This window comes from Mesorhizobium sp. M2A.F.Ca.ET.043.05.1.1 (genome assembly GCF_003952445.1).
In the GTDB taxonomy this organism is placed as follows: domain Bacteria; phylum Pseudomonadota; class Alphaproteobacteria; order Rhizobiales; family Rhizobiaceae; genus Mesorhizobium.
Genome location: NZ_CP034446.1, coordinates 1953185 through 1975397, shown reverse-complemented (window position 1 = coordinate 1975397; position 22213 = coordinate 1953185). Strand labels below are relative to the sequence as shown.

The following is a 22213-nucleotide window of genomic DNA, read 5'->3' as shown; positions in this document are numbered from 1 at the left end:
CTATTCGCTACTCCCTTCGAAAAAATCTCAAAATCTTCGAACCTTTCTCGAGGCCGCGACGACAGACGATCAAGAGGCGGATGGTTCGCCTCTCCAACGAAACCAGGAGATCGTCATGTTCAAGCGCACCATCGTTTCCGGCCTCATCGCCACCACCGTCGCCGCCGGCTCGCTCGTCGGCACCGTCCAGCCTTCGGCTGCTCACAACCACCACAATCGCGAGCTCGGCATCGGCATTGCCGCCGGCGTCGGCGGCTTCGTCCTCGGCAGCCTCCTCTCTCAGCAGCCGCGCCCGGTCTATGTCGAGGAGGGCGGCTACGAAGGTTCCTGGCACGTTCGCCGCTGCATGGCCCGCTACGGCAGTTACGACCAGGATACGAACACCTATATCGGCTACGACGGTTACCCGCACTATTGCCATCTGTAAGAGAAGGCGGGCCAGGAAAGAGGGCTGCACGCAGCCCCTTTTCTTGCGTTCGAGCGTTAGACACCAGTTCCCCTGCACAGGGATTTTGACTGGTCGGCTATGTTAGGCAGGTGGAATGCCTTGGAGATTGGCCGAAACGCCTCACCCAGTCGTCATCCACGGGCGGAGCAAGGAGCGAAGCGACGCGCGCAGACCCGAGGATCCATTCCGTGACCCTGATCGAAGAGTGCAGCGGATCAGAATTCTGCACCGCCGCAGCGCTCATGCGTCACGGAATGGATCCCAGGTCTCCGCGACGCCGCTTCCGCTCCTTGCTCCGCCCAGGGATGACGAGGTTGGAAGGCTTCGGCCGATCCTTGGTGTTTGCACTGATTCACGGAAAGGAACGGTGAAAATCGTGCCCGTCGACAAACGGCCACCTTCAAAAATCCCTGTGTAGTGCCACTAGCCTGATTGGCTTTATTTGAAGCGGACATCTTTCCCGCCTCGACTGATTCAGGAATTGGGCCTCAGCTCGGCATCGCCAGTCCGGCTACCCTGCAGGCTCCGCTGACCGAAACGTCGTTTATCGCGACGAGTTCGAAACTGTTTCCGGCGTCGGGATAGATCTTGCCGATGAAAGGCTCGTTGCCGCCGGAAGAACCCTTGTCGTCGACATAGCCGCACACCACGATTTCGTGGCGGCCGTTCAAACTGCGTTCGCCGGCGAGCATCGTTCCGAACTTGGCGGCGAGCGGGTTCTTCAGGTGCTGGCGGACGCCGGCGGTGACGATCTCGTCCATCGCCAGCGAGATCGGAACGGGATCGACCAGCGGGTTGCCGCTGGGGCTGCCGATGGGCTCGACCGGCGCCGGTGCCGCCGCCACGCATCCGCAAAGGGAAGCGGCGGATAGGAGATAAGCTGTTTTCCGCATCCGCGCCCTTTCGCATGCATGCCGACGCCCCGGCAAGATGGTCAAGCCGGTGGTCCGGCCTGCCTATGCCCGGTCGGATCCTGCCAGGCATCCAGCGATGTACAGCGATTTTGCAAGCGTTTAGTCTGGCTTTGACGCCAAGTGAGGGGAGGGTGGCATGGACGAGCAGTATCCCAAGGAAGAACGGGTCGAACCGGTTTTCCGCAACGGCACCATCACCATCGTGGGTATTCTGCTTGCGTTCTCGCTAGGCTTCATCACCCACTGGGCGGCCAACCCGATCCCCTGGCAGACCTACCATCTGATTGCCGTTCTGCCGATCCTGGTCGGAATTGCGCTGCAGATCCGGGCGCTTGCCATTCTGCTCGACATGAAATCCCTACAGCGAAGCGTTCATGACCGCGCCAGTCGGATATTCCTCGCCGGGCTCATCCTGGCGGCCTGTGGCGTCGGGCTGGCGATCCTGCTCGATTTCTTCGAGGTAGCGGCCAAGAGCGCCTTGCCGGGTGCGTCCTAATACGCTTTCACGCCGCCGATCATCCTGGTCACCTCGGCCGCGGCGTCGCGCACCAGCGGGCCGATCTCGGCCAGCCGCTCGGGCGTGACCCGCACCGTCGGGCCTGATACCGAAACGCCGCCGATCGGCTCGCCATATTCGTTGAAGATGGCCGCGGCCACGCATCGCATGCCGGGATGGCGCTCCTCGTCATCCACTGACCAGCCACGATGTTTTATGGTCGCGAGGTCATGGGCAAGCGCCGAGATGTCGGAAAGCGTCTTGTCGGTGTAGCGCTGCAAGCCTGCCTTGCGCAGGATGGTGGCAACCCGCTCCGGCTCGAGATGCGCCAGCACCGCCTTGCCGATGCCTGAAGCATGAAAGGGGCTGCGCGTGCCCGGCCGGAAGAAGGCGCGGATCGCCTGATGCGTCTCGACCTGGCTGACGAAGACGACGCAATCATCCTCGGCGACCCCCAGATTGGCGGTCTCGCCGGTCTTCTCCATCAACTCCTGCATGACGATACGGGCGCGGTCGACCAGCTTGCGGCGGCGCAGGAAGGCGGCGCCCATGCGGTAGGTCTCGACGCCGACCGACCAGAGCTGGTCGGTCGTATCGAACTCGACCATGCCGTGGTTTTCCAGTGTCGTCAGCATTCTATAGGCTGTGGAGGCGGCAATGCCGCTTTGCGCCGCGATTTCGCTGAGCGACAGCCCGCTGGCATCAGCGACGATCGCCAGGATCCGCAGCGCCCGGTCGAGCGACTGCACCGAAGCCGCTTCGGAAGGACCGTTGAAGGCGCGCGGCCGGCCGCGCTGGCGTTTTTCCGTCGTTTCCATAGGCGGCATTCTCGCTGAATTCGCGCGAGGTGCAATGGAAAAGTTTTTCATCGTTCTGGCAGGGTGAATTTCTGGAAAACCGAAAATGACGTGAATTCAAAGGGTAAATGCCGTCTGCTAGAAATGAAAAAATATTCTGAAAAAATTGAAAAATCGAAGGTGCGCTGTCACTATCAAGCCAACCAACGAAATGGAGGCTTGTCATGGCCAGGATGCGCGCTGTCGACGCGGCAGTTCTCGTTCTCGAAAAGGAAGGCATCACCAATGCCTTCGGCGTGCCGGGCGCGGCGATCAATCCGCTCTACTCGGCGCTGAAGGCGCGGGGCACCATCCGCCATGTGCTTGCCCGCCATGTCGAGGGCGCCTCGCATATGGCCGAAGGCTATACGCGGGCCAAGGCCGGCAATATCGGCCTCTGCATCGGCACCTCGGGCCCCGCCGGCACCGACATGATCACCGGCCTCTATTCGGCTTCGGCCGACTCCATCCCGATCTTGTGCATAACTGGCCAAGCTCCCCGCGCGCGCCTCAACAAGGAGGATTTCCAGGCCGTCGACATCGCGTCGATCGCGGCACCAGTCGCCAAATGGGCGGTCACCGTCATGGAGCCTTACCTGCTGCCGATGGCGCTGCAGAAGGCGTTCCACCTGATGCGCTCCTCTCGGCCAGGTCCAGTGCTGGTCGATCTGCCCCTCGACGTCCAGCTTGCGGAGATCGAGTTCGACATCGACGCCTATGAGCCGCTCGCGGCGTTCAAGCCGGCTATGACACGCGCCCAGGCCGAGAAGGCGCTGGCGATGCTCAACGAAGCGGAAAAGCCGCTGATCGTCGCCGGCGGCGGCATCATCAATGCCGATGCCTCCGATCTCCTGATCGAGTTCGCCGAGGTCACCGGCGTGCCTGTCATCCCGACGCTGATGGGCTGGGGCGCGATCCCCGACGACCACCGGCTGATGGCCGGCATGTGCGGCCTGCAGACCTCGCATCGCTACGGCAATGCGACGATGCTGGCGTCAGACTTCGTCTTCGGCATCGGCAACCGCTGGGCCAACCGGCACACCGGTTCGGTCGACGTCTACACCAGGGGGAAAAAGTTCATCCATGTCGACATCGAGCCCACCCAGATCGGCCGCGTCTTCGCGCCGGATCTCGGCCTCGTCTCGGATGCGGGCGCCGCGCTGAAGATCCTGCTCGACGTCGCCACCGAATGGCGCACGGCAGGCAGGCTGCGCGACTGGTCGGGCTGGGCCAAGGAATGCCAGCAGCGCAAGAAGACCATGAAGCGCAAGACGCATTTCGAGCAGGTGCCGCTGAAGCCGCAGCGCGTCTATGAGGAGATGAACAAGGCCTTTGGCCGCGACACCACCTATGTCACCACCATCGGCCTGTCGCAGATCGCCGGCGCGCAGTTCCTGCATGTCTACAAGCCGCGCAACTGGATCAATTGCGGCCAGGCCGGACCGCTCGGCTGGACGCTTCCGGCAGCCCTTGGCGTGCGGGCCGCCGATCCGGACCGCGCTATCGTGGCGCTCTCCGGCGACTATGATTTCCAGTTCATGATCGAGGAGCTGGCCGTCGGCGCGCAGCACAAGCTGCCCTACATCCACGTCGTCGTGAACAACGCCTATCTCGGCCTCATCCGCCAGGCGCAGCGCGGCTTTTCGATGGATTACGAGGTGAGCCTCGCCTTCGAGAACGTCAACCGCGCAGGCGATCCGGAGGCCGGCTACGGCGTCGATCATGTCGCCGTCGCCGAAGCCATGGGCTGCAAGGCGGTCCGCGTGAAGAAGCCCGAGGAATTCGCCGGCGCCTTCAAGGAAGCGCAGCGGCTGATGAAGGAGCACCAGGTTCCGGTGGTGCTGGAGTTCATCCTCGAGCGCGTCACCAACATTTCGATGGGCACCGAAATCGACAAGATCACCGAATTCGAGGAACTTGCCGAGAGCCACGAGGATGCGCCGACGGCGATCGTGATGTTGGACTAGCGGGACGAAGGAGAAAAAGAATGCCGCGTTTTTCAGCCAATCTTTCAATGCTCTTCGGCGAGCACGAGTTCCTCGATCGCTTCGATGCCGCCGCCCGCGCGGGCTTCAAGGGCGTCGAATATATCGGTCCCTATGATCACACGCCGGACGTGGTCGAGGCGCGCCTGAAGAAGAACGGTCTCAGCCAGGTTCTTTTCAACCTGCCGGCCGGCGACTGGGGCAAGGGCGAGCGCGGCATTGCCGTGCTGCCCGACCGGGTGCCGGAATTCCGCCAGGGCGTCGCCAAGGCGATCTCCTATGCGCATGCGCTGGGTTGCGAGCAGGTCAACTGCCTCGCCGGCATCGCGCCGCAGGGCGCCGATCGCGCGGTGCTGGAAAATGTCTTTGCCGAGAACCTGGCCTTCGCGGCGGAGAAGCTGGAGCAGGCCGGCATCAGGCTGCTGATCGAGCCGATCAACACCCGCGACATCCCGGGCTTCTTCCTGAATTATTCCGACCAGGCCTTGGCGCTGATCGACCGCATCGGCTCGAAGAACCTATTCCTGCAATACGACATCTATCACATGCAGATCATGGAGGGGGATCTCGCCCGTACCATCGAGGCGAACCTTAGCCGCATCGCGCACATCCAGCTTGCGGACAATCCCGGCCGTCACGAGCCGGGGACGGGCGAGATCAACTATCCCTTCCTCTACGACCACATCGACCGCATCGGCTATTCCGGCTGGATCGGCGCCGAATACAAGCCGAAGGCCGGCACTGAGGCCGGACTCGGGTGGTTCAGCGCGTTCGCCGGACAGGGCAGCGCCGCGGCTTAGAGCCGACGCCGAAACTGCCAATCTCCCCACTTGTGGGGGAGATGGCCGGCAGGCCAGAGGGGGGCGCGAAGGAACGCGACCTCGACAAATTGACGGAGACACAAATGGAAACCATCGGCTTCATCGGCCTCGGCATCATGGGCGCGCCGATGGCGGGGCACCTCCTCGACGCCGGCTACACGGTCGTTGCCAGCGACCACCGCTCCAAGTCGCCTGCCGACCTTGTCGCCAAGGGCCTGAAGGCCGTCACTGGCCACAATGCGGTGGCCAAGGTCGCCGACATCATCATCACCATGGTGCCAGACACACCCCAGGTCGCGGATGTTCTCTTCGGCGAGAGCGGCGTCGCCGCTGGCTTGTCCAAGGGCAAGCTCGTCATCGACATGAGCTCGATCTCGCCCATCGCCACCAAGGAATTCGCCAAAAAGATCAACGATCTCGGCTGCGATTATCTCGACGCGCCGGTGTCGGGCGGCGAGGTCGGCGCCAAGGCGGCCTCACTCACCATCATGGTCGGCGGCGAGGAAAAGGCCTTCGAACGCGCCAGGCCGGTCTTCGAGAAGATGGGCAAGAACATCACGCTGGTCGGCCCGAACGGCGTTGGCCAGACCACCAAGGTCGCCAACCAGATCGTGGTGGCCCTCACCATCGAAGCGGTCGGCGAAGCGCTTGTGTTTGCCTCGAAGGCGGGCGCCGATCCGGCCAAGGTCAGGCAGGCGCTGATGGGCGGGCTCGCCGCCTCGCGCATCCTCGAAGTGCATGGCGAGCGCATGATCAAGCGCACCTTCGCGCCGGGCTTCCGCATCGAGCTGCACCAGAAGGACCTCAACCTCGCGCTGGAAGGCGCGAAAGCGCTTGGCGTCTCGCTGCCAAACACCTCGACCACGCAACAGCTGTTCAATTGCTGCGCAGCCAATGGCGGCGCCAAGGAGGATCACTCGGCGCTGGTCAGGGCGCTGGAGCGGATGGCGGCCCACGAAGTGGGCTAGCCAGTAGCGAATAGGGAGTAGCGAATAGGGATTGCAGGCCGGCACCTCGCTGTGTTCCGCTTATTCGCTATTCGCTATTCGCTATTCGCTATTCGCTATTCGCTATTCGCTAGGAATTTTCTTGCCGCATAAAGGCTCACCGCCGCCGCATTCGACACGTTGAGCGAATGGATGGCGCCCGGCATGTCGAGGCGGGCGAGCGCGGCCACCGTCTCGCGGGTTTTTTGCCGCAGGCCCTTGCCTTCCGCGCCCAGCACCAACGCGATCTTTTGGCCGTCGAAGGTCTTTTCGAGCTCGGCCGGTCCTTCCGAATCGAGTCCGATCGTCTGGAAACCGGCCTCGTGCAGCTGCCCCAGCGCATCGGCGAGGTTCTTCACCTCGATCTGGTCGATATGCTCCAGGGCGCCGGACGCGGATTTCGCCAGCACGCCCGATTCCTGCGGGCTGTGGCGTGCAGTCGTGATCAGCGCGCCGGCGCCGAAGGCGACCGCGGAGCGCAGGATCGCGCCGACATTGTGCGGGTCCGTCACCTGGTCGAGCACAAGCACCAGCCTGGTGCCGCCGAGCGCGTCGAGGCGCTTGGGCTTCAGCGGCTCGGCCTCGATCAGCACGCCCTGATGCACGGCGTCCGACCCGGTGATCCTGTCGATGTCCTTCGGCTCGACCAACTCGGCCTTGAAGGGCAGGGCGGCCAGATCGCCGATCGAAAGCCGCTCGGCCGCGTTGCGGGTCACCAGCATCTTTTTGATCTTGCGGCGCGGATTGTCGAGGGCGGCCCGCACCGTGTGAAGGCCGTAAAGCCGCACCAGCCCGTCGCCAGGCCCTTCCCCCGGCGGCACCGGCTGGCGCGGCCGGAATGCCGGTGCGCCGCCCGCCCTCTGGTCGCGATGCGCGCGCCTCAGCTTGGCGTAGTGGGTGTCCTTGCGCGTGCCGGGCTTGTTGCTTTTTTCGTCGCTCATGCGGCCTCTATAGCGGCCCTGTCGGGCCAAGGATATGGCCTGCGGCAATGAATGCGGAACATCTTCGAAAAACCCTCGCCGCGCCGGTTGACACCCACCGGCCTTGCCGCCATAAGGCGCTTCGCTGATTTCGGAGAAGATCCTGCTCGGGCTTCGGATCGGCGAAAATGCCTCGTTGCATGGCTCCGGCGGCAGACTGGAGAGGTGCCCGAGTGGTTAAAGGGGACGGACTGTAAATCCGTTGGCTTAGCCTACGTTGGTTCGAATCCAACCCTCTCCACCACTGCCGGCCCGGAAGCCCTGAAACGAAAAGTCTCGGACCGAAAAGTGGATGGCGCTTTTCGGGTGAATCCGGTACCTCAGTGCAAGGGCGCGGGTATAGCTCAGTGGTAGAGCAGCAGCCTTCCAAGCTGAATATGCGGGTTCGATTCCCGCTACCCGCTCCAGATTTCCCGCCCCTGCCGCCAATCGCACAAAAAACGCCGCGCGCCGTAGCGCGCAGCTCATTGCCTTTCGTCCAGCCACTCAGCTGTTGAAGGCCGAAGCGACCTGATGGTTCTGCGGGATCTGGCCGTTCGGCGTCAGCTTGTCGACGATGCCGGGCAGGGCCGTGGAGAGCTGCTGCAGCAGCTCCTGCTCGTTCATGCCTGTGCGCTGGGCGATCTCGCGGATCACCGCCGGCCCGAGCGCCGAGCCGAGATCGCCCGGATTGATCGGCTGGTTCTGGCCGGTGCCGACCCAGGAGTCGGCGACATTGCCGTGGCCGGCATCCTTGAGCTTGCCGAGCAGGCCGCCGAGACCGCCGAGCAGGCCGCCATCGGCCGACGCGTCGGTTCCAGCAGGCGCCGGGGCCGGCGCTTGCGGCGCGGCCGGTTCCTCGCTTCTGCCGCTCAGCATCTTGCCGACCAAAAGCGCGCCGAGCGCGATCATCAGGGGTTTGGTGATATTCCCGCCGGGAACGGCATTGTCGAAAAGGCCCATCGTGGATCTCCTTGTCCAGTCAAGTCCGCCGGCCTCAGAATGGCGCAAACCGACGGCATTTCAAGCTGTCTTGAGCTTTTGACAATCATATGACCATGATGGCGGGGGCGGGGGTATTTGGAGGGAACTATGGGCATCATCAGCTGGATCATTCTGGGCCTTATCGCCGGCTTCATTGGCAGCAAGATCGTCAACAAGACCGGCCAGGGCATGATCATGGACATTGTGCTCGGCATCGTCGGCGCTATCGTCGGCGGACTGATCTTCAGCGCTTTCGGCTCGGCGGGCGTCACCGGCCTCAACATCTGGAGCTTAATCGTGGCCGTCATCGGCTCGATCGTCGTGCTCTGGGCCTATCATCAGATCAGCGGCAAGCGCACGCTGTAGGCCAAGAAAGTCGCAGCCGGCCGGGCTGCTGTGGGTCGATCCTGTCGGATCGGCCCAGATTGATGCGCGTCGTCAGGCGACCATGGCCAATCGGCGCTTCCTCTCGTCGAGCGAAACGATCACCAGGCCGCTGGCCATGACCAGCAGGATGCCGCAGACGGCGAGCGCGTTGGGAAACTGCCCGAACACCAGCAGTCCGGATATGACCGCCCAGACGGTGAAGCAGTAATAGAAGGGCGCGACCGCGCTTGTCGGTCCGACCCGGTAGGCCATGAAGATGAAGAAATGGCCGAAGATCAGGAAGAGGCCTGCTCCAGCGATTAGCAGCAGATGGCGTCCTTCGGGCATCACCCATTGCTCGGAGACGAGATGCGCCGCGCCTGAGCCGACCAGCACCACCAGGACGGCGGAGATGGCGACGATCATGCCGGGCACCTCGGCGCCCACCTTGCGGCCGGCTATATCGCGCACCGCCGCGAAGGCTGCATTGCCGAGCGCCAGCAGCGCATAGACCGAAATGCCCTGCATGGTCGGCTGCGCCACCATCAGCGCCCCGACAAAGCCAAGGCCGATCAGCGCCATGCGCGTTGCGCCGATCCTTTCGCCGAACAGCATTGAGGAGCCGACCAGCACGAGGAGCGGCGTGATCTGCCCGAGCGCGGTGGAATCCGCGATCTGCATGTTCGCCAGGGCGACGACATAGCAGAGGATAGCCAAGAGCTCGAACAGGTTGCGGCGCAGCACCTTGCGCTCGAAGAGCAGCGGGATCTGCCGGGCGTAACCCAGCATCAGGAGCAGCGGCACGCCCCACAGCGTCGCGGCGGCACCACGCAGCAACAGCACTTCGTAGGGCGGCAATCCCGTGGTCGCGAGCTTCATCATCGTGTCGTTGACGAGGTACGATCCCGTCGAGACGACCATGAACAGCGGGCCGCGGATATTGGATGGAATGACCTGCATGCGGCGGACAAGATCAGAGCGGCGCGGCGGCCGCAATGGGCCAGCCTGGAGCCTTTGATTTTACGCGCGGCAGCCCTATATCCGCCCGCATCCCCCTGAAATCGACCGTCGGTTCGGGTCGAGCCGGAATCCGCTCAGCCACAAGGTACTTGTGTTTTTCGGCCGTTGTCGCTAATCGCCCCGCATTCGACTGAACTGAAGGTCAAGGCCGTCCAAGGAAAGAGACTATGGCAAAAGGTAAATTCGAGCGCACCAAGCCGCATGTGAACATTGGCACGATCGGCCACGTCGATCATGGCAAGACGTCGCTGACGGCGGCGATCACGAAGTATTTTGGCGAATACAAGCGCTATGACCAGATCGACGCAGCACCCGAAGAGAAGGCGCGCGGCATCACCATTTCGACGGCGCACGTCGAGTATGAGACGGCCAACCGTCACTATGCCCACGTCGACTGCCCCGGCCACGCCGACTATGTGAAGAACATGATCACCGGTGCCGCCCAGATGGACGGCGCGATCCTGGTCGTGTCGGCCGCCGACGGCCCGATGCCGCAGACCCGCGAGCACATCCTGCTTGCCCGCCAGGTCGGCGTGCCCTCGATCGTTGTGTTCCTCAACAAGGTCGACCAGGTCGACGACGCCGAGCTGCTCGAGCTGGTCGAGCTCGAGGTTCGCGAGCTTCTGTCGAAGAACGAGTTCCCCGGCGACGACATTCCGATCGTCAAGGGCTCGGCTCTGGCCGCTCTCGAGGATTCGAACAAGACCATCGGCGAGGACGCCATCCGCGAGCTGATGGCCCAGGTCGACGCCTACATCCCGACGCCGGTTCGTCCGCTGGACAAGCCGTTCCTGATGCCGATCGAGGACGTGTTCTCGATCTCGGGCCGCGGCACGGTCGTGACCGGCCGCGTCGAGCGCGGCGTGGTCAAGGTCGGCGAGGAACTGGAGATCGTCGGCATCCGTCCGACCGCCAAGACGACCTGCACGGGCGTTGAGATGTTCCGCAAGCTGCTCGACCAGGGCCAGGCCGGCGACAACATCGGCGCGCTGCTGCGCGGCATCGACCGTGAAGGTGTCGAGCGCGGCCAGGTTCTGGCCAAGCCGGGCTCGGTGAAGCCGCACAAGAAGTTCGTGGCCGAAGCCTACATCCTGACCAAGGACGAAGGCGGTCGTCACACGCCGTTCTTCACCAACTACCGTCCGCAGTTCTACTTCCGCACGACGGACGTGACGGGCATCGTGACGCTGCCGGCCGGCACCGAGATGGTGATGCCCGGCGACAACATCACCGTCGACGTCGAGCTGATCGTGCCGATCGCGATGGAAGAGAAGCTGCGCTTCGCCATCCGTGAAGGCGGCCGCACCGTCGGTGCAGGCATCGTCGTCACCATCAAGGAATAATCGATCCGGCATTTGCCGGTTCGACAAGGAAAGGGCGGTCTTCGGGCCGCCCTTTTTCGTTTGGAAGCAGTATCGGGCCGGCAAGCTCAATTCTGTTGCAAGCATCGTCGCTGGAACTAGTATGGGTTGTACCCGAGGGGCTAGCCAGGCGTGGTTTCGGCGTTTCGTTCAAAAATCATTTTGCGGCGGCTTATCCGGCTCGGGCTGCCTATCGCCATGGGATTGGCCGCCTTCGGCGCCGCCGCAAAGGAGGATCCGCCCGATCTCGGTCCGACGATGCGCTTCGTGGTGGTGCGCAGCAGCGCGACGGGCTGCGAGCCGAATTGCCCGGAATGGATTTCCGCCGAAGGCACGATCGAGGCCGGCACGCCGGCGCTGTTCAGGCGCTTGCTGAAGACGCTCGACGGGAGGCAACTGCCGATCGTCGTCAATTCTCCCGGCGGCAATGTCGATGCCGCGCTCCAGCTTGGCCGCATGATCCGCAAGAACAAGCTCGATATCGCGGTCGGCATCACGGAGTTTTCCGGCTGCTCGCCAGGGATGAGGAACTGCCGGGGCAACGACGCCAGGCAGCAGCCCTATTCCGGCGTCGCTTACGACAGCGGCGCGATGTGCAATTCGGCCTGTCCGCTGATGTTTGCCGGCGGCATCCGCCGCGTCGTTGGCGAATGGGCCTATCTCGGTGTCCACCAGATCACCACCACCTTCCGGCGTGAAAAACTGCTCTACCGCACCACCTATCGGATCGTGAACGGCAAGAAGAAGATCATCGGCACCACGATCGTCAGCCGCAAGAATGCCGGCAGCTACAAGACCTATGAGATGAGCAAGGCGATCGAGAAACGGCTGTCGGCTTATCTGAAGGAGATGGGCGTCGAGCAGGGCGTGCTGGATGTGATGAAGACGACGCCCGCCAGCGATATCCGGCAGATCGAGCCCGACGACATGCTGGAGATGAAGCTCGTCACCAGCCCGGATTCGCTCGATCTGCTGACCGATAAGAGCATGTGCCGGCGCAATCCCGTGCCGGCGAATTGCCGCAAGGTGCCGTCGAACGCCAAGCCGGCCGAGGTCGCGAAGGTCGAAGCCGCGCCTTTGTCCGCTGCTCCGGTCCCGGCGCCCTGGCCGCAGGTCCAGGATCAGGAGATGCGCTTCGTTGTCGTTCGCGGCAGCAACCCGCTCTGCAATCCCGATTGTCCGGAGTGGATTTCGGCGGAAGGCACGATCGCCGCGGGCACGGCCGGCAAGCTTCGCCAGCTGCTCGATACGCTCGGCGGGCGCAGATTGCCGGTGGTCGTCAACTCGCCAGGTGGCGATGTGCAGGCAGCGCTTGCCGCAGGCCGCCTGATCCGTGAGCGTGGGTTGGATGTCGCGGTCGCCCGAACCGACTTTCTCGATTGCGATCCGGGCAAGGCGGGTTGCGAACCAACCGATGGCCTCTACAGCGGCCTCACCATCGATGCAGGCGCCCAATGCGACGCCGCCTGCGCGGTGATGATCGCCGGCGGCATCAGGCGCCTCGTCGGCGCCGATGCGCATTTTTTGGTGCATTCCATGAACATGGAAGAGAAGGTCAGGGCGTATCTCGACGAGATGGCTATCGGCCCGGGCTTTTTTGCCGCCATGCAGTCGGCGCAGTTCGCCAAGCACAGGGAACTCAAGCAGGGCGAACTTCGCGAATTCGGGCTCACGACCGGACCGCAATCGGTGGATGCGCTGACTGGGGCGACCATCTGCAACTCATCGCCGAAACCGGACAATTGCCGGGTGCTGCCGGCCGCCAATGCCGCGGCCGAGGCGCCAGCGAAACTTTAGGGCATGTCTCCCGAAAGTGGGAACCGGTTTCGGGATAAAGACATGCGTAAAATCAAAAACCTAAAGCGCATGGAGCGAATCTGAAAGATCGCGACGCGCTTTAGGAGCAATTCCAGGAAAAGTGTTTGCGGTTTTCCGTCCGGAATTGCGTAGACAAGGAGAGAGCCCGCACTGGCCATCGAGGCAGGTTGAGGCGGGCAGGGTGGCGCCGCTATCCTCCTCGCGCGATTTGCGGAACGGAGGATCGGCGATGAGCGCGGAAATCCCGACTTTGTACGAATGGGCCGGGGGCAGCGAGGCGCTCTACAGGCTGACACGCACTTTCTATGACAAGGTGGCGCTCGATCCGATCGTCGGCCCCGTGTTCAAGACCATGTCGCCGGACCATCCGGCGCATGTAGCCGCCTTCATCGGCGAGGTCTTCGGCGGGCCAAAGACTTATAGCGAAGAGTTTGGCGGCCATCGCGAGATGGTGATGCATCATCTCGGCAAGCACCTGACCGAGGAGCAGCGCCGGCGCTGGATCAACCTTCTCGCCGACGCGGCGGACGAAGTCGGCCTGCCGGACGACCCCGAGTTCCGCTCCGCCTTCATGGGCTATGTCGAATGGGGATCGCGGCTGGCGAAGATGAACTCGAATCTGGGTGAGACCTGCGACCCCGAGATGGAGCCGATGCCGGCCTGGGGCTGGGGCGTGCCGGGCGGACCGTACAAGCCGCCGGCCGGAAAATCGTAGGCCCAGGCCCGTTTTCCGGTAACGCAATCCGTTGCCGACGGAAATGCGATCGAGAAATCCGGCAAAGCTTCGAAAACGGCAGGTCAGTGCTCTTTACAGAGGGCCCGGAAGCTTTTAGGAAGCGCCTGCGCCGAACAAGCGCATGCACGGGCATAGCTCAGTTGGTAGAGCGGCGGTCTCCAAAACCGCAGGTCGTAGGTTCGAGCCCTGCTGCCCGTGCCAATCTCCCATACGGCCAATCGGAAGCCTCCGCAGTTGAAAATCGGCGGGTGGCTTGCCATTTTGGGAAAATTGGGGCATAAGCCCCGCATAGCCGGGACGGGACGACTGGATGGTTCCGAGGCGGCGCCAGGACATAAAGCGGACCTTGCCACTTGCGTGGATTAAGAATCGGTTTTATGTAGACAAGACAGACACGCGACGCGTGGAGCTGGGAAGCCGGCTTTACGCGTCTGATTTGCGTGGGTGAAATAGCGGCGCTGATTCGCACCGCATGGAGCCCAGGCGGCACGTCCCGGCCAGCGGGATCATCCAGGAGGCCCGGCCAACGGGTCTTGAAAACAGGCGGCACATGGCTTCGAAAACCACTAATCCCTTCACCTTTCTCCAGCAGGTCCGCGCGGAGACGGCAAAGGTGACATGGCCTTCGCGGCGCGAAACCATGATCTCGACCGTGATGGTCCTGGTGTTCGCGGTGATCGCGATGCTCTTCTTCTTCGCAGCCGACATTTTGATGGGCTATGCGATCGAGTGGATCCTGGGTCTCGGGCATTAATTCGGCGGTTTACGGAGAGGTCGGGAAATGACTGCGCGCTGGTATATCGTCCACGCCTATTCGAACTTCGAGAAGAAGGTCGCCGAGGATATTGAGAACAAGGCCAAGCAGAAGGGCCTGGCCGGCGAGATCGAGCAGATCGTGGTGCCGACCGAGAAGGTCGTCGAGATACGCCGTGGCCGCAAGGTCGATGCAGAGCGCAAGTTCTTCCCGGGCTATGTGCTCCTGAAGGCCAACCTGACGGACGCCGTGTTCTCGCTGGTCAAGAACACGCCGAAGGTCACCGGCTTCCTGGGCGATTCCAAGCCCGTGCCGATCACCGAGACCGAGGCGCAGCGCATCCTGAACCAGGTCCAGGAAGGCGTCGAGCGGCCCAAGCCCTCGGTCACCTTCGAGATCGGCGAGGCGATCCGCGTCTCGGACGGTCCGTTCGCGTCTTTCAACGGCGTCGTCCAGGAAGTGGACGAGGAGCGTGCCCGCCTCAAGGTGGAAGTTTCGATCTTTGGGCGCGCCGTGCCCGTCGATCTGGAATTCGGACAGGTCGAAAAGGGCTGATCCGTACACCCGCGCCGCAAGGCGTCGGGATCCGCGCCGCGAGGCGTCGGGGCGGTTGCCTAAGGCGCCGCATGAACGGGTGGGAGGCGAAGGCGGCATAGCCGGCCGTCGGAACCGCACCACCAGACTGCAACCGCCGGTGTTCCGCTAACGGGCCGGCATGAGAAAAGGCAGGAATAGAGATGGCTAAGAAAGTTGCAGGCCAGCTCAAGCTCCAGGTTGCCGCGGGCTCGGCCACGCCGTCGCCCCCGATCGGCCCGGCGCTTGGTCAGCGCGGCATCAACATCATGGAATTCTGCAAGGCGTTCAACGCGCAGACGCAGGAGCTCGAGAAGGGGTCGCCGATCCCGGTCGTCATCACCTACTACCAGGATAAGTCGTTCACCTTCGTCATGAAGACGCCGCCGGTGAGCTACTTCCTGAAGAAGGCCGCCAACCTGAAGTCGGGCTCCAAGGAGCCGGGCAAGACCAAGGTCGGCACGATCAGCCGCGACAAGGTGCGCGCGATCGCCGAGCAGAAGATGAAGGACCTGAACGCAAACGACGTCGAGGCGGCCATGCGCATGGTCGAGGGCTCCGCCCGCTCGATGGGCCTGGAAGTGGTGGGCTAAGATCATGGCAAAGATTGCAAAGCGTGTTGCTGCGAGTCGCGAAGGCATCGATCCGAACAAGGCTTACGCGCTCTCCGAGGCGCTGCAGCTGCTCAAGGACCGGTCCAAGGTGAAGTTCGACGAGACCGTCGAGGTCTCGATGAATCTCGGCGTCGATCCGCGCCATGCGGACCAGATGGTCCGCGGCGTGGTCAACCTGCCGAACGGCACCGGCCGCTCGGTGCGTGTCGCGGTGTTTGCCCGTGGCGACAAGGCCGAGGAAGCCAAGGCCGCCGGCGCCGATATCGTTGGCGCCGAGGATCTGGTCGACATCGTCCAGAAGGGCACGATCGATTTCGATCGCTGCATCGCCACGCCGGACATGATGCCGCTGGTCGGCCGTCTGGGTAAGGTGCTCGGCCCGCGCGGCATGATGCCGAACCCGAAGGTCGGCACCGTGACCACCGACGTCGCCGCGGCCGTCAAGGCTTCGAAGGGCGGCGCCGTCGAGTTCCGCGTCGAGAAGGCCGGCATCGTCCAGGCCGGCGTCGGCAAGGTCTCGTTCGGCGTCAAGGCGCTGGAAGAGAATGTCCGCGCCTTCGCCGATGCGGTGAACAAGGCCAAGCCCGCGGGCGCCAAGGGCAACTACGTCAAGAAGGTGTCGGTCACCTCGACGATGGGCCCGGGCCTGAAGCTCGACATCGCGACGCTCGCCGCGTCGTAAGTGTCGTCGGGTCGGCCCTGCGTCGACCCATGAAGAATTCCGGACCGCCGATCCGTCGGCGGCCCGGTAATCCGGGAGCCGAAAGGTTTCCGGATATCCTGTCCGAGATTGCAGGCGGCCCAACAGCCTTAATTCATGTGGGCCTGCATGAGACGGGTGAAGACCCGACAAAGGAGCCAAAGGCTCCAATGAAAGGTTCGAACCGTGTTTGCCTTTTGTCAGCGCATCGCCGGCTTAGCCGTCGGTGTGGCGAAAGGGGGCAGGATCCTCGAGCGTCGTTCGGGAGATCCATTTTTGGATGGCCCGGCCGGCAAAAGGCAACCCGACTTCTGACCTCGAGAATGAGGCAGTGGTCAACTGGAGATAGGCAGTGGACAGAGCGGAAAAGCGCGAACTCGTCACGGGCCTGAATGATGCGTTCTCGAACGCGGGTTCAGTCGTCGTGGCCCACTACGCCGGTATCACCGTGGCGCAAATGAACGACCTTCGGTCGAAGATGCGCGCCGCCGGCGGCACCGTCAAAGTCGCGAAGAACCGTCTCGCCAAGATCGCTCTTCAGGGCACGGACTCCGCATCGATCATCGATCTGTTCAAGGGACAGACGCTGGTCGCTTATTCGGAGGATCCGATTGCGGCGCCGAAGGTCGCGTCCGAATTCGCCAAGGGGAATGACAAGCTGATCATTCTCGGCGGCGCGATGGGCTCGACCTCGCTCAACGCCGATGGTGTCAAGGCGCTCGCCACGATGCCGTCGCTCGACGAGCTGCGTGCCAAGCTGGTTGGCATGATCGCCACGCCGGCAACCCGGATCGCCCAGATCGTCAATGCGCCCGCGGCTTCGGTCGCGCGTGTCATCGGCGCTTACGCCCGGAAGGACGAGGCGGCATGAGGCCGTTCCTCGCTGTCAACAACACACGTTCGAACCAAGTAAAGGAATATCAAAATGGCTGATCTCGCGAAGATCGTAGACGACCTTTCGAGCCTGACCGTCCTCGAGGCGGCTGAGCTTTCGAAGCTCCTGGAAGAGAAGTGGGGCGTTTCGGCCGCCGCTCCGGTGGCTGTTGCCGCCGCTGCTGGTGGTGCTGCCGCTGCCGCTGCTCCGGCTGAAGAGAAGACGGAATTTGACGTCGTTCTCGCCGACGCCGGCGCCCAGAAGATCAACGTCATCAAGGAAGTCCGCGCCATCACCGGCCTTGGCCTCAAGGAAGCCAAGGACCTGGTCGAAGCGGCTCCGAAGCCGGTCAAGGAAGGCGTTTCCAAGGCCGACGCCGACAAGTTCAAGGCTCAGCTGGAAGCAGCTGGCGCCAAGGTCGAGCTGAAGTAACAGGCGAGGGCGGACGGTCTCGCGCCGTCCGCCCCCTCCCTTGGACTGGGGGGAGGCTTTGTTTGCGCGAGGCGTTTGAAAACCTCTTTCCTGAGGGCCGAAAAGCGGCCTTCCGGAAACGGGTTTTCTCCCGTTTTAGCCGGTACCCGCCAAGCTGTTGGCAAGGGAGGCCGGAAAACAGATAGGGGCAGCCGCCGAGGCGGCCCGTTGGTGCAAGGCGAGCCGCGGCGAGGTTCGTCCCGAGTTTAGAGCTAAGGAGCGACGATGGCCCAGACCCAGACTTTCAATGGCCGCAGACGCGTACGCAAGTTCTTCGGAAAGATCCCGGAAGTTGCGGAGATGCCGAACCTGATCGAGGTTCAGAAGGCATCCTATGACCAGTTCCTGATGGTGGACGAGCCCAAGGGCGGCCGTCCGGACGAAGGGCTGCAGGCCGTTTTCAAGTCGGTCTTCCCGATCTCCGACTTTTCCGGCTCCTCCATGCTGGAGTTCGTGAAGTATGAGTTCGAGGCACCGAAATTCGACGTTGACGAATGCCGTCAGCGCGATCTGACTTATGCTGCGCCGCTCAAGGTGACGCTGCGCCTCATCGTGTTCGATATCGACGAAGATACCGGCGCGAAGTCGATCAAGGACATCAAGGAGCAGGACGTCTATATGGGCGACATGCCGCTCATGACGTCGAACGGCACCTTCATCGTCAACGGCACCGAGCGCGTCATCGTCTCGCAGATGCACCGCTCGCCGGGCGTCTTCTTCGACCATGACAAGGGCAAGTCGCACTCGTCGGGCAAGCTGCTGTTTGCCGCGCGCGTCATCCCCTATCGCGGTTCGTGGCTCGACATCGAGTTCGATAGCAAGGACGTCGTGCACGCCCGTATCGACCGCCGCCGCAAGATCCCGGTGACGTCGCTGCTGATGGCGCTCGGCATGGATGGCGAGGAGATCCTGTCGACCTTCTACAACAAGATCACCTACAAGCGCTCCGGCGACCACTGGCGCATTCCGTTCAATGTCGAGCGGTTCCGCGGGCTCAAGGCCGTCGGCGACCTGGTCGACGCCGACACGGGCGAAGTCGTTGTCGAGGCCGGCAAGAAGATCACCGCCCGCCAGGCCCGCCAGCTCGGCGAAAAGGGTCTTAAGGCCATCAAGGCGACCGACGAGGACCTGCTCGGCAACTACCTTGCCGAGGACATCGTCAACTACGCCACCGGCGAGATCTTCCTCGAGGCCGGCGACGAGATCGACGACAAGACGCTGAAGGTGCTGCTCGGCACGGGCGAGGAAGAGATCCAGATCCTGGACATCGACCACGTCAATGTCGGCGCCTACATCCGCAACACGCTTGCCGTCGACAAGAACGAGAGCCGCCAGGACGCGCTGTTCGACATCTACCGCGTCATGCGTCCGGGCGAGCCGCCGACGCTCGAGACCGCCGAAGCCATGTTCAACTCGCTGTTCTTCGACAGCGAGCGCTATGACCTGTCGGCCGTCGGCCGCGTCAAGATGAACATGCGCCTCGAGCTCAAGGCCGAGGACACCGTGCGCGTGCTGCGCAAGGAAGACATCCTGGCCGTGGTCAAGACGCTGGTCGAGCTCCGTGACGGCAAGGGCGAGATCGACGACATCGACAATCTCGGCAACCGCCGCGTGCGCTCGGTCGGCGAGCTCATGGAGAACCAGTACCGCGTCGGCCTGCTGCGCATGGAGCGCGCGATCAAGGAGCGCATGTCCTCGATCGAGATCGACACAGTCATGCCGCAGGACCTGATCAACGCCAAGCCGGCGGCGGCGGCCGTGCGCGAGTTCTTCGGCTCCTCGCAGCTGTCGCAGTTCATGGACCAGACCAACCCGCTGTCGGAGATCACCCACAAGCGCCGTCTCTCGGCGCTTGGACCGGGCGGTCTGACCCGCGAGCGCGCCGGCTTCGAGGTGCGCGACGTGCACCCGACGCATTACGGCCGCATCTGCCCGATCGAGACGCCGGAAGGCCCGAATATCGGTCTGATCAACTCGCTGGCCACTTTCGCGCGCGTCAACAAGTACGGCTTCATCGAAAGCCCGTACCGCAAGATCGTGAACGGCAAGCTGACCAACGAGGTTGTCTACCTGTCTGCGATGGAAGAGGCCAAGCACTATGTCGCGCAGGCCAACGCCGAGCTCGACAAGAACGGCAGCTTCGTCGACGAGTTCGTCATTTGCCGTAACGCCGGCGAAGTGATGATGGCGCCGCGCGAAAACGTCGACCTGATGGACGTCTCGCCGAAGCAGATGGTGTCTGTCGCGGCAGCGCTCATCCCGTTCCTCGAGAACGACGACGCCAACCGCGCGCTGATGGGCTCGAACATGCAGCGTCAGGCCGTGCCGCTGGTGCGCGCCGAGGCGCCGTTCGTCGGTACCGGCATGGAGCCGGTCGTTGCCCGTGACTCTGGTGCTGCCATCGGCGCCCGCCGCGGCGGCGTGGTCGATCAGGTGGACGCGACCCGTATCGTCATCCGCGCCACGGAAGATCTCGATCCCGGCAAGTCGGGCGTCGACATCTACCGGCTGATGAAGTTCCAGCGTTCGAACCAGAACACCTGCATCAACCAGCGTCCGCTGGTGCGCATGGGCGACCGCGTCAACAAGGGCGACATCATCGCCGACGGTCCGTCGACCGAGCTCGGCGATCTGGCGCTCGGCCGCAACGTGCTGGTCGCGTTCATGCCGTGGAACGGGTACAACTACGAGGACTCGATCCTGCTCTCCGAGCGCATCGTGGCCGACGACGTCTTCACCTCGATCCACATCGAGGAGTTCGAGGTCATGGCGCGCGACACCAAGCTCGGGCCGGAGGAAATCACGCGCGACATTCCGAACGTTTCGGAAGAGGCGCTGAAGAACCTCGACGAGGCAGGCATCGTCTATATCGGCGCCGAAGTGCAGCCGGGTGACATCCTGGTCGGCAAGATCACGCCGAAGGGCGAAAGCCCGATGACGCCGGAAGAAAAGCTTCTGCGCGCCATCTTCGGCGAAAAGGCCTCGGACGTTCGCGACACCTCCATGCGCATGCCTCCGGGCACCTTCGGCACCGTCGTCGAAGTGCGCGTCTTCAACCGCCACGGCGTGGAGAAGGACGAGCGCGCGATGGCGATCGAGCGCGAGGAGATCGAGCGTCTGGCCAAGGACCGCGACGACGAGCAGGCGATCCTCGACCGCAACGTCTACGCGCGTCTTTCCGACACGCTGGTCGGCAAGGAAGCGATCGCCGGGCCTAAGGGCTTCAAGAAGGGCTCGAAGCTGTCGAAGGACACGCTCGACGAGTATCCGCGTTCGCAGTGGTGGCAGTTCGCCGTGGAGAACGAGAAGCTCCAGGGCGAGCTCGAGGCTCTGCGTGGCCAGTACGACGAGTCCAAGAAGGCGCTCGAGCAGCGCTTCATGGACAAGGTCGAGAAGGTGCAGCGCGGCGACGAAATGCCTCCGGGCGTCATGAAGATGGTCAAGGTCTTCGTGGCGGTGAAGCGCAAGATGCAGCCGGGCGACAAGATGGCCGGCCGTCACGGCAACAAGGGTGTCGTGTCGCGCATCGTTCCGGTCGAGGACATGCCTTTCCTCGAGGACGGCACGCATGCCGATATCGTGCTCAACCCGCTGGGTGTGCCGAGCCGCATGAATGTCGGCCAGATCCTGGAAACGCATCTGGGCTGGGCTTGCGCCGGCATGGGCAGGAAGATCGGCGAGCTGATCGACGCGTATAAGGGTGGCGGCGACATCAAGCCGCTGCGCAAGACGCTGGAAAGCTTCATGCCGGCCAACGACCGCAACGAGCCGATCCGCGACTATGACGACGAGAGCATCGTTCGCCTGAGCGAGCAGATGCGCCGCGGCGTCTCCATCGCGACACCGGTGTTCGACGGCGCGCATGAGGTCGACATCAACACCATGCTGGAGCAGGCGGGCCTGCACACCAGCGGTCAGTCGCAGCTCTATGACGGCCGCACCGGCGAGCCGTTCGATCGCAAGGTGACGATGGGCTATATTTATATGCTCAAGCTGCATCACCTGGTGGACGACAAGATCCACGCGCGTTCGATCGGTCCGTACTCGCTCGTCACCCAGCAGCCGCTGGGCGGCAAGGCGCAGTTCGGCGGCCAGCGCTTCGGCGAAATGGAGGTCTGGGCGCTCGAAGCCTACGGCGCCGCCTACACGCTGCAGGAAATGCTGACGGTGAAGTCGGACGACGTCGCCGGCCGCACCAAGGTCTACGAGGCGATCGTGCGCGGCGACGACACGTTCGAGGCGGGCATTCCGGAGAGCTTCAACGTTCTCGTCAAGGAAATGCGCTCGCTCGGCCTCAACGTGGAGCTGGAAAACACCCAGGTCGAAGAGGCTCCGACGCGTCTGCCCGACGCAGCCGAATAAAGCCTAATGGCGCGCGCCGCGCTCAGAGCGCGGCGCGCGCCTCAAAATTCTCGGCCGGTTTGACCGGCCAGTCTGCGGACATTTCGTCCGCGAACGATTGAAGGGGTTATCGAGGACCCCGAAAAGGAGAACGGC

21 protein-coding genes and 3 tRNA genes are annotated in these 22213 nt (G+C 63.2%); 19 read left to right on the top strand and 5 right to left on the bottom strand.

Going from position 1 to position 22213, the window contains the following annotated elements; translation table 11 throughout:
- Positions 1-115: 115 nt before the first annotated feature.
- Entirely contained in the window at positions 116-427 is a 312-nt protein-coding gene (locus tag EJ069_RS09470; RefSeq protein ID WP_126061049.1) for a BA14K family protein, read from the top strand.
- 509 nt (positions 428-936) lie between these two features.
- Here EJ069_RS09470 and EJ069_RS09465 read toward each other — a convergent pair.
- A complete protein-coding gene (locus EJ069_RS09465) occupies positions 937-1293 on the bottom strand; it encodes a hypothetical protein (protein ID WP_126061048.1) in 357 nt (118 codons plus the stop codon).
- A 205-nt stretch (positions 1294-1498) separates the two neighbouring features.
- Here EJ069_RS09465 and EJ069_RS09460 point away from each other — a divergent pair, with 205 nt between their 5' ends.
- Positions 1499-1858 (top strand): hypothetical protein, encoded by a 360-nt coding sequence (locus EJ069_RS09460; protein WP_126061047.1) that lies wholly within the window; start codon positions 1499-1501, stop codon positions 1856-1858.
- Here EJ069_RS09460 and bhcR read toward each other — a convergent pair.
- Positions 1855-2676: an HTH-type transcriptional regulator BhcR gene (bhcR, locus tag EJ069_RS09455; RefSeq protein WP_126061046.1), complete on the bottom strand. Its 822-nt coding sequence runs from the start codon at positions 2674-2676 to the stop codon at positions 1855-1857. The genes EJ069_RS09460 and bhcR overlap by 4 nt on opposite strands.
- Before the next feature lie 203 nt (positions 2677-2879).
- Here bhcR and gcl point away from each other — a divergent pair, with 203 nt between their 5' ends.
- The 3 genes from gcl (at position 2880) to EJ069_RS09440 (ending at position 6468) form a co-directional block, all read left to right on the top strand.
- Positions 2880-4661: a glyoxylate carboligase gene (gcl, locus tag EJ069_RS09450; protein WP_126061045.1), complete on the top strand. Its 1782-nt coding sequence runs from the start codon at positions 2880-2882 to the stop codon at positions 4659-4661.
- Positions 4662-4681: 20 nt separating this feature from the next.
- On the top strand, positions 4682-5479 hold the full coding sequence (hyi, locus tag EJ069_RS09445) for a hydroxypyruvate isomerase (RefSeq protein WP_126061044.1): 798 nt from the start codon (positions 4682-4684) through the stop codon (positions 5477-5479).
- A 104-nt stretch (positions 5480-5583) separates the two neighbouring features.
- Positions 5584-6468, top strand: a complete 885-nt coding sequence (locus EJ069_RS09440; protein WP_126061043.1) for a 2-hydroxy-3-oxopropionate reductase — start codon at positions 5584-5586, stop codon at positions 6466-6468.
- A gap of 95 nt (positions 6469-6563) precedes the next feature.
- Here the strand turns inward: EJ069_RS09440 and EJ069_RS09435 are convergent, their stop codons facing one another.
- Positions 6564-7427, bottom strand: coding sequence for an RNA methyltransferase (locus EJ069_RS09435; RefSeq protein ID WP_126061042.1), 864 nt, complete (start codon positions 7425-7427; stop codon positions 6564-6566).
- A gap of 198 nt (positions 7428-7625) precedes the next feature.
- On the opposite strand from EJ069_RS09435, the gene EJ069_RS09430 reads away from it, so the two are divergent.
- Positions 7626-7710: transfer RNA gene (locus EJ069_RS09430), tRNA-Tyr, on the top strand.
- A gap of 89 nt (positions 7711-7799) precedes the next feature.
- Positions 7800-7873 (top strand) — tRNA-Gly (locus tag EJ069_RS09425).
- 79 nt (positions 7874-7952) lie between these two features.
- On the opposite strand, the gene EJ069_RS09420 is transcribed toward EJ069_RS09425, so the two are convergent.
- The gene (locus EJ069_RS09420) at positions 7953-8408 is read right to left on the bottom strand and encodes a YidB family protein (protein ID WP_126061041.1); all 456 of its coding nucleotides are present in this window, start codon (positions 8406-8408) and stop codon (positions 7953-7955) included.
- Between the two features lie 129 nt (positions 8409-8537).
- Between EJ069_RS09420 and EJ069_RS09415 the strand changes: the two genes are divergently transcribed.
- Positions 8538-8795: a GlsB/YeaQ/YmgE family stress response membrane protein gene (locus tag EJ069_RS09415; RefSeq protein ID WP_126061040.1), complete on the top strand. Its 258-nt coding sequence runs from the start codon at positions 8538-8540 to the stop codon at positions 8793-8795.
- A gap of 72 nt (positions 8796-8867) precedes the next feature.
- Here the strand turns inward: EJ069_RS09415 and EJ069_RS09410 are convergent, their stop codons facing one another.
- Entirely contained in the window at positions 8868-9755 is an 888-nt protein-coding gene (locus EJ069_RS09410; protein ID WP_126061039.1) for a DMT family transporter, read from the bottom strand.
- Between the two features lie 227 nt (positions 9756-9982).
- On the opposite strand from EJ069_RS09410, the gene tuf reads away from it, so the two are divergent.
- The 11 genes from tuf to rpoB all read left to right on the top strand — a co-directional run bounded on the left by tuf (position 9983) and on the right by rpoB (position 22078).
- A complete protein-coding gene (gene tuf / locus EJ069_RS09405; protein WP_040983039.1) occupies positions 9983-11158 on the top strand; it encodes an elongation factor Tu in 1176 nt (391 codons plus the stop codon).
- A gap of 216 nt (positions 11159-11374) precedes the next feature.
- Positions 11375-12973 carry a hypothetical protein gene (locus tag EJ069_RS09400; RefSeq protein ID WP_245456485.1) on the top strand — a complete coding sequence of 533 codons (1599 nt, stop codon included), beginning with the start codon at positions 11375-11377 and terminating at the stop codon, positions 12971-12973.
- A 250-nt stretch (positions 12974-13223) separates the two neighbouring features.
- Positions 13224-13709, top strand: a complete 486-nt coding sequence (locus EJ069_RS09395) for a group II truncated hemoglobin (protein ID WP_126061038.1) — start codon at positions 13224-13226, stop codon at positions 13707-13709.
- A 146-nt stretch (positions 13710-13855) separates the two neighbouring features.
- Positions 13856-13931, top strand: a tRNA-Trp gene (locus EJ069_RS09390).
- Between the two features lie 349 nt (positions 13932-14280).
- Positions 14281-14484: a preprotein translocase subunit SecE gene (gene secE / locus EJ069_RS09385; RefSeq protein WP_027170383.1), complete on the top strand. Its 204-nt coding sequence runs from the start codon at positions 14281-14283 to the stop codon at positions 14482-14484.
- Positions 14485-14511: 27 nt separating this feature from the next.
- Positions 14512-15039, top strand: a complete 528-nt coding sequence (gene nusG, locus EJ069_RS09380) for a transcription termination/antitermination protein NusG (RefSeq protein WP_095818149.1) — start codon at positions 14512-14514, stop codon at positions 15037-15039.
- A 182-nt stretch (positions 15040-15221) separates the two neighbouring features.
- Positions 15222-15650, top strand: a complete 429-nt coding sequence (gene rplK, locus EJ069_RS09375) for a 50S ribosomal protein L11 (protein ID WP_042642146.1) — start codon at positions 15222-15224, stop codon at positions 15648-15650.
- A 4-nt stretch (positions 15651-15654) separates the two neighbouring features.
- Positions 15655-16353, top strand: coding sequence for a 50S ribosomal protein L1 (gene rplA, locus EJ069_RS09370; RefSeq protein ID WP_126061037.1), 699 nt, complete (start codon positions 15655-15657; stop codon positions 16351-16353).
- A 370-nt stretch (positions 16354-16723) separates the two neighbouring features.
- On the top strand, positions 16724-17242 hold the full coding sequence (rplJ, locus tag EJ069_RS09365) for a 50S ribosomal protein L10 (protein ID WP_126061036.1): 519 nt from the start codon (positions 16724-16726) through the stop codon (positions 17240-17242).
- Positions 17243-17296: 54 nt separating this feature from the next.
- Complete coding sequence (gene rplL, locus EJ069_RS09360) at positions 17297-17677, top strand: 50S ribosomal protein L7/L12 (protein WP_042642152.1); 381 nt, start codon at positions 17297-17299, stop codon at positions 17675-17677.
- 264 nt (positions 17678-17941) lie between these two features.
- The gene (gene rpoB / locus EJ069_RS09355) at positions 17942-22078 is read left to right on the top strand and encodes a DNA-directed RNA polymerase subunit beta (protein WP_126061035.1); all 4137 of its coding nucleotides are present in this window, start codon (positions 17942-17944) and stop codon (positions 22076-22078) included.
- The last annotated feature ends 135 nt before the right edge of the window (positions 22079-22213 follow it).

What these genes read in the sequence shown, in the direction of transcription:
- EJ069_RS09470 (WP_126061049.1), top strand. Translation starts at nt 116, where the DNA reads ATGTTCAAGCGCACCATCGTTTCCGGCCTCATCGCCACCACCGTCGCC.
- EJ069_RS09460 (WP_126061047.1), top strand. Translation starts at nt 1,499, where the DNA reads ATGGACGAGCAGTATCCCAAGGAAGAACGGGTCGAACCGGTTTTCCGC.
- bhcR (WP_126061046.1), bottom strand. Translation starts at nt 2,676, where the DNA reads ATGGAAACGACGGAAAAACGCCAGCGCGGCCGGCCGCGCGCCTTCAAC.
- gcl (WP_126061045.1), top strand. Translation starts at nt 2,880, where the DNA reads ATGGCCAGGATGCGCGCTGTCGACGCGGCAGTTCTCGTTCTCGAAAAG.
- hyi (WP_126061044.1), top strand. Translation starts at nt 4,682, where the DNA reads ATGCCGCGTTTTTCAGCCAATCTTTCAATGCTCTTCGGCGAGCACGAG.
- EJ069_RS09440 (WP_126061043.1), top strand. Translation starts at nt 5,584, where the DNA reads ATGGAAACCATCGGCTTCATCGGCCTCGGCATCATGGGCGCGCCGATG.
- EJ069_RS09435 (WP_126061042.1), bottom strand. Translation starts at nt 7,427, where the DNA reads ATGAGCGACGAAAAAAGCAACAAGCCCGGCACGCGCAAGGACACCCAC.
- EJ069_RS09420 (WP_126061041.1), bottom strand. Translation starts at nt 8,408, where the DNA reads ATGGGCCTTTTCGACAATGCCGTTCCCGGCGGGAATATCACCAAACCC.
- EJ069_RS09415 (WP_126061040.1), top strand. Translation starts at nt 8,538, where the DNA reads ATGGGCATCATCAGCTGGATCATTCTGGGCCTTATCGCCGGCTTCATT.
- EJ069_RS09410 (WP_126061039.1), bottom strand. Translation starts at nt 9,755, where the DNA reads ATGCAGGTCATTCCATCCAATATCCGCGGCCCGCTGTTCATGGTCGTC.
- tuf (WP_040983039.1), top strand. Translation starts at nt 9,983, where the DNA reads ATGGCAAAAGGTAAATTCGAGCGCACCAAGCCGCATGTGAACATTGGC.
- EJ069_RS09400 (WP_245456485.1), top strand. Translation starts at nt 11,375, where the DNA reads ATGGGATTGGCCGCCTTCGGCGCCGCCGCAAAGGAGGATCCGCCCGAT.
- EJ069_RS09395 (WP_126061038.1), top strand. Translation starts at nt 13,224, where the DNA reads ATGAGCGCGGAAATCCCGACTTTGTACGAATGGGCCGGGGGCAGCGAG.
- secE (WP_027170383.1), top strand. Translation starts at nt 14,281, where the DNA reads ATGGCTTCGAAAACCACTAATCCCTTCACCTTTCTCCAGCAGGTCCGC.
- nusG (WP_095818149.1), top strand. Translation starts at nt 14,512, where the DNA reads ATGACTGCGCGCTGGTATATCGTCCACGCCTATTCGAACTTCGAGAAG.
- rplK (WP_042642146.1), top strand. Translation starts at nt 15,222, where the DNA reads ATGGCTAAGAAAGTTGCAGGCCAGCTCAAGCTCCAGGTTGCCGCGGGC.
- rplA (WP_126061037.1), top strand. Translation starts at nt 15,655, where the DNA reads ATGGCAAAGATTGCAAAGCGTGTTGCTGCGAGTCGCGAAGGCATCGAT.
- rplL (WP_042642152.1), top strand. Translation starts at nt 17,297, where the DNA reads ATGGCTGATCTCGCGAAGATCGTAGACGACCTTTCGAGCCTGACCGTC.
- rpoB (WP_126061035.1), top strand. Translation starts at nt 17,942, where the DNA reads ATGGCCCAGACCCAGACTTTCAATGGCCGCAGACGCGTACGCAAGTTC.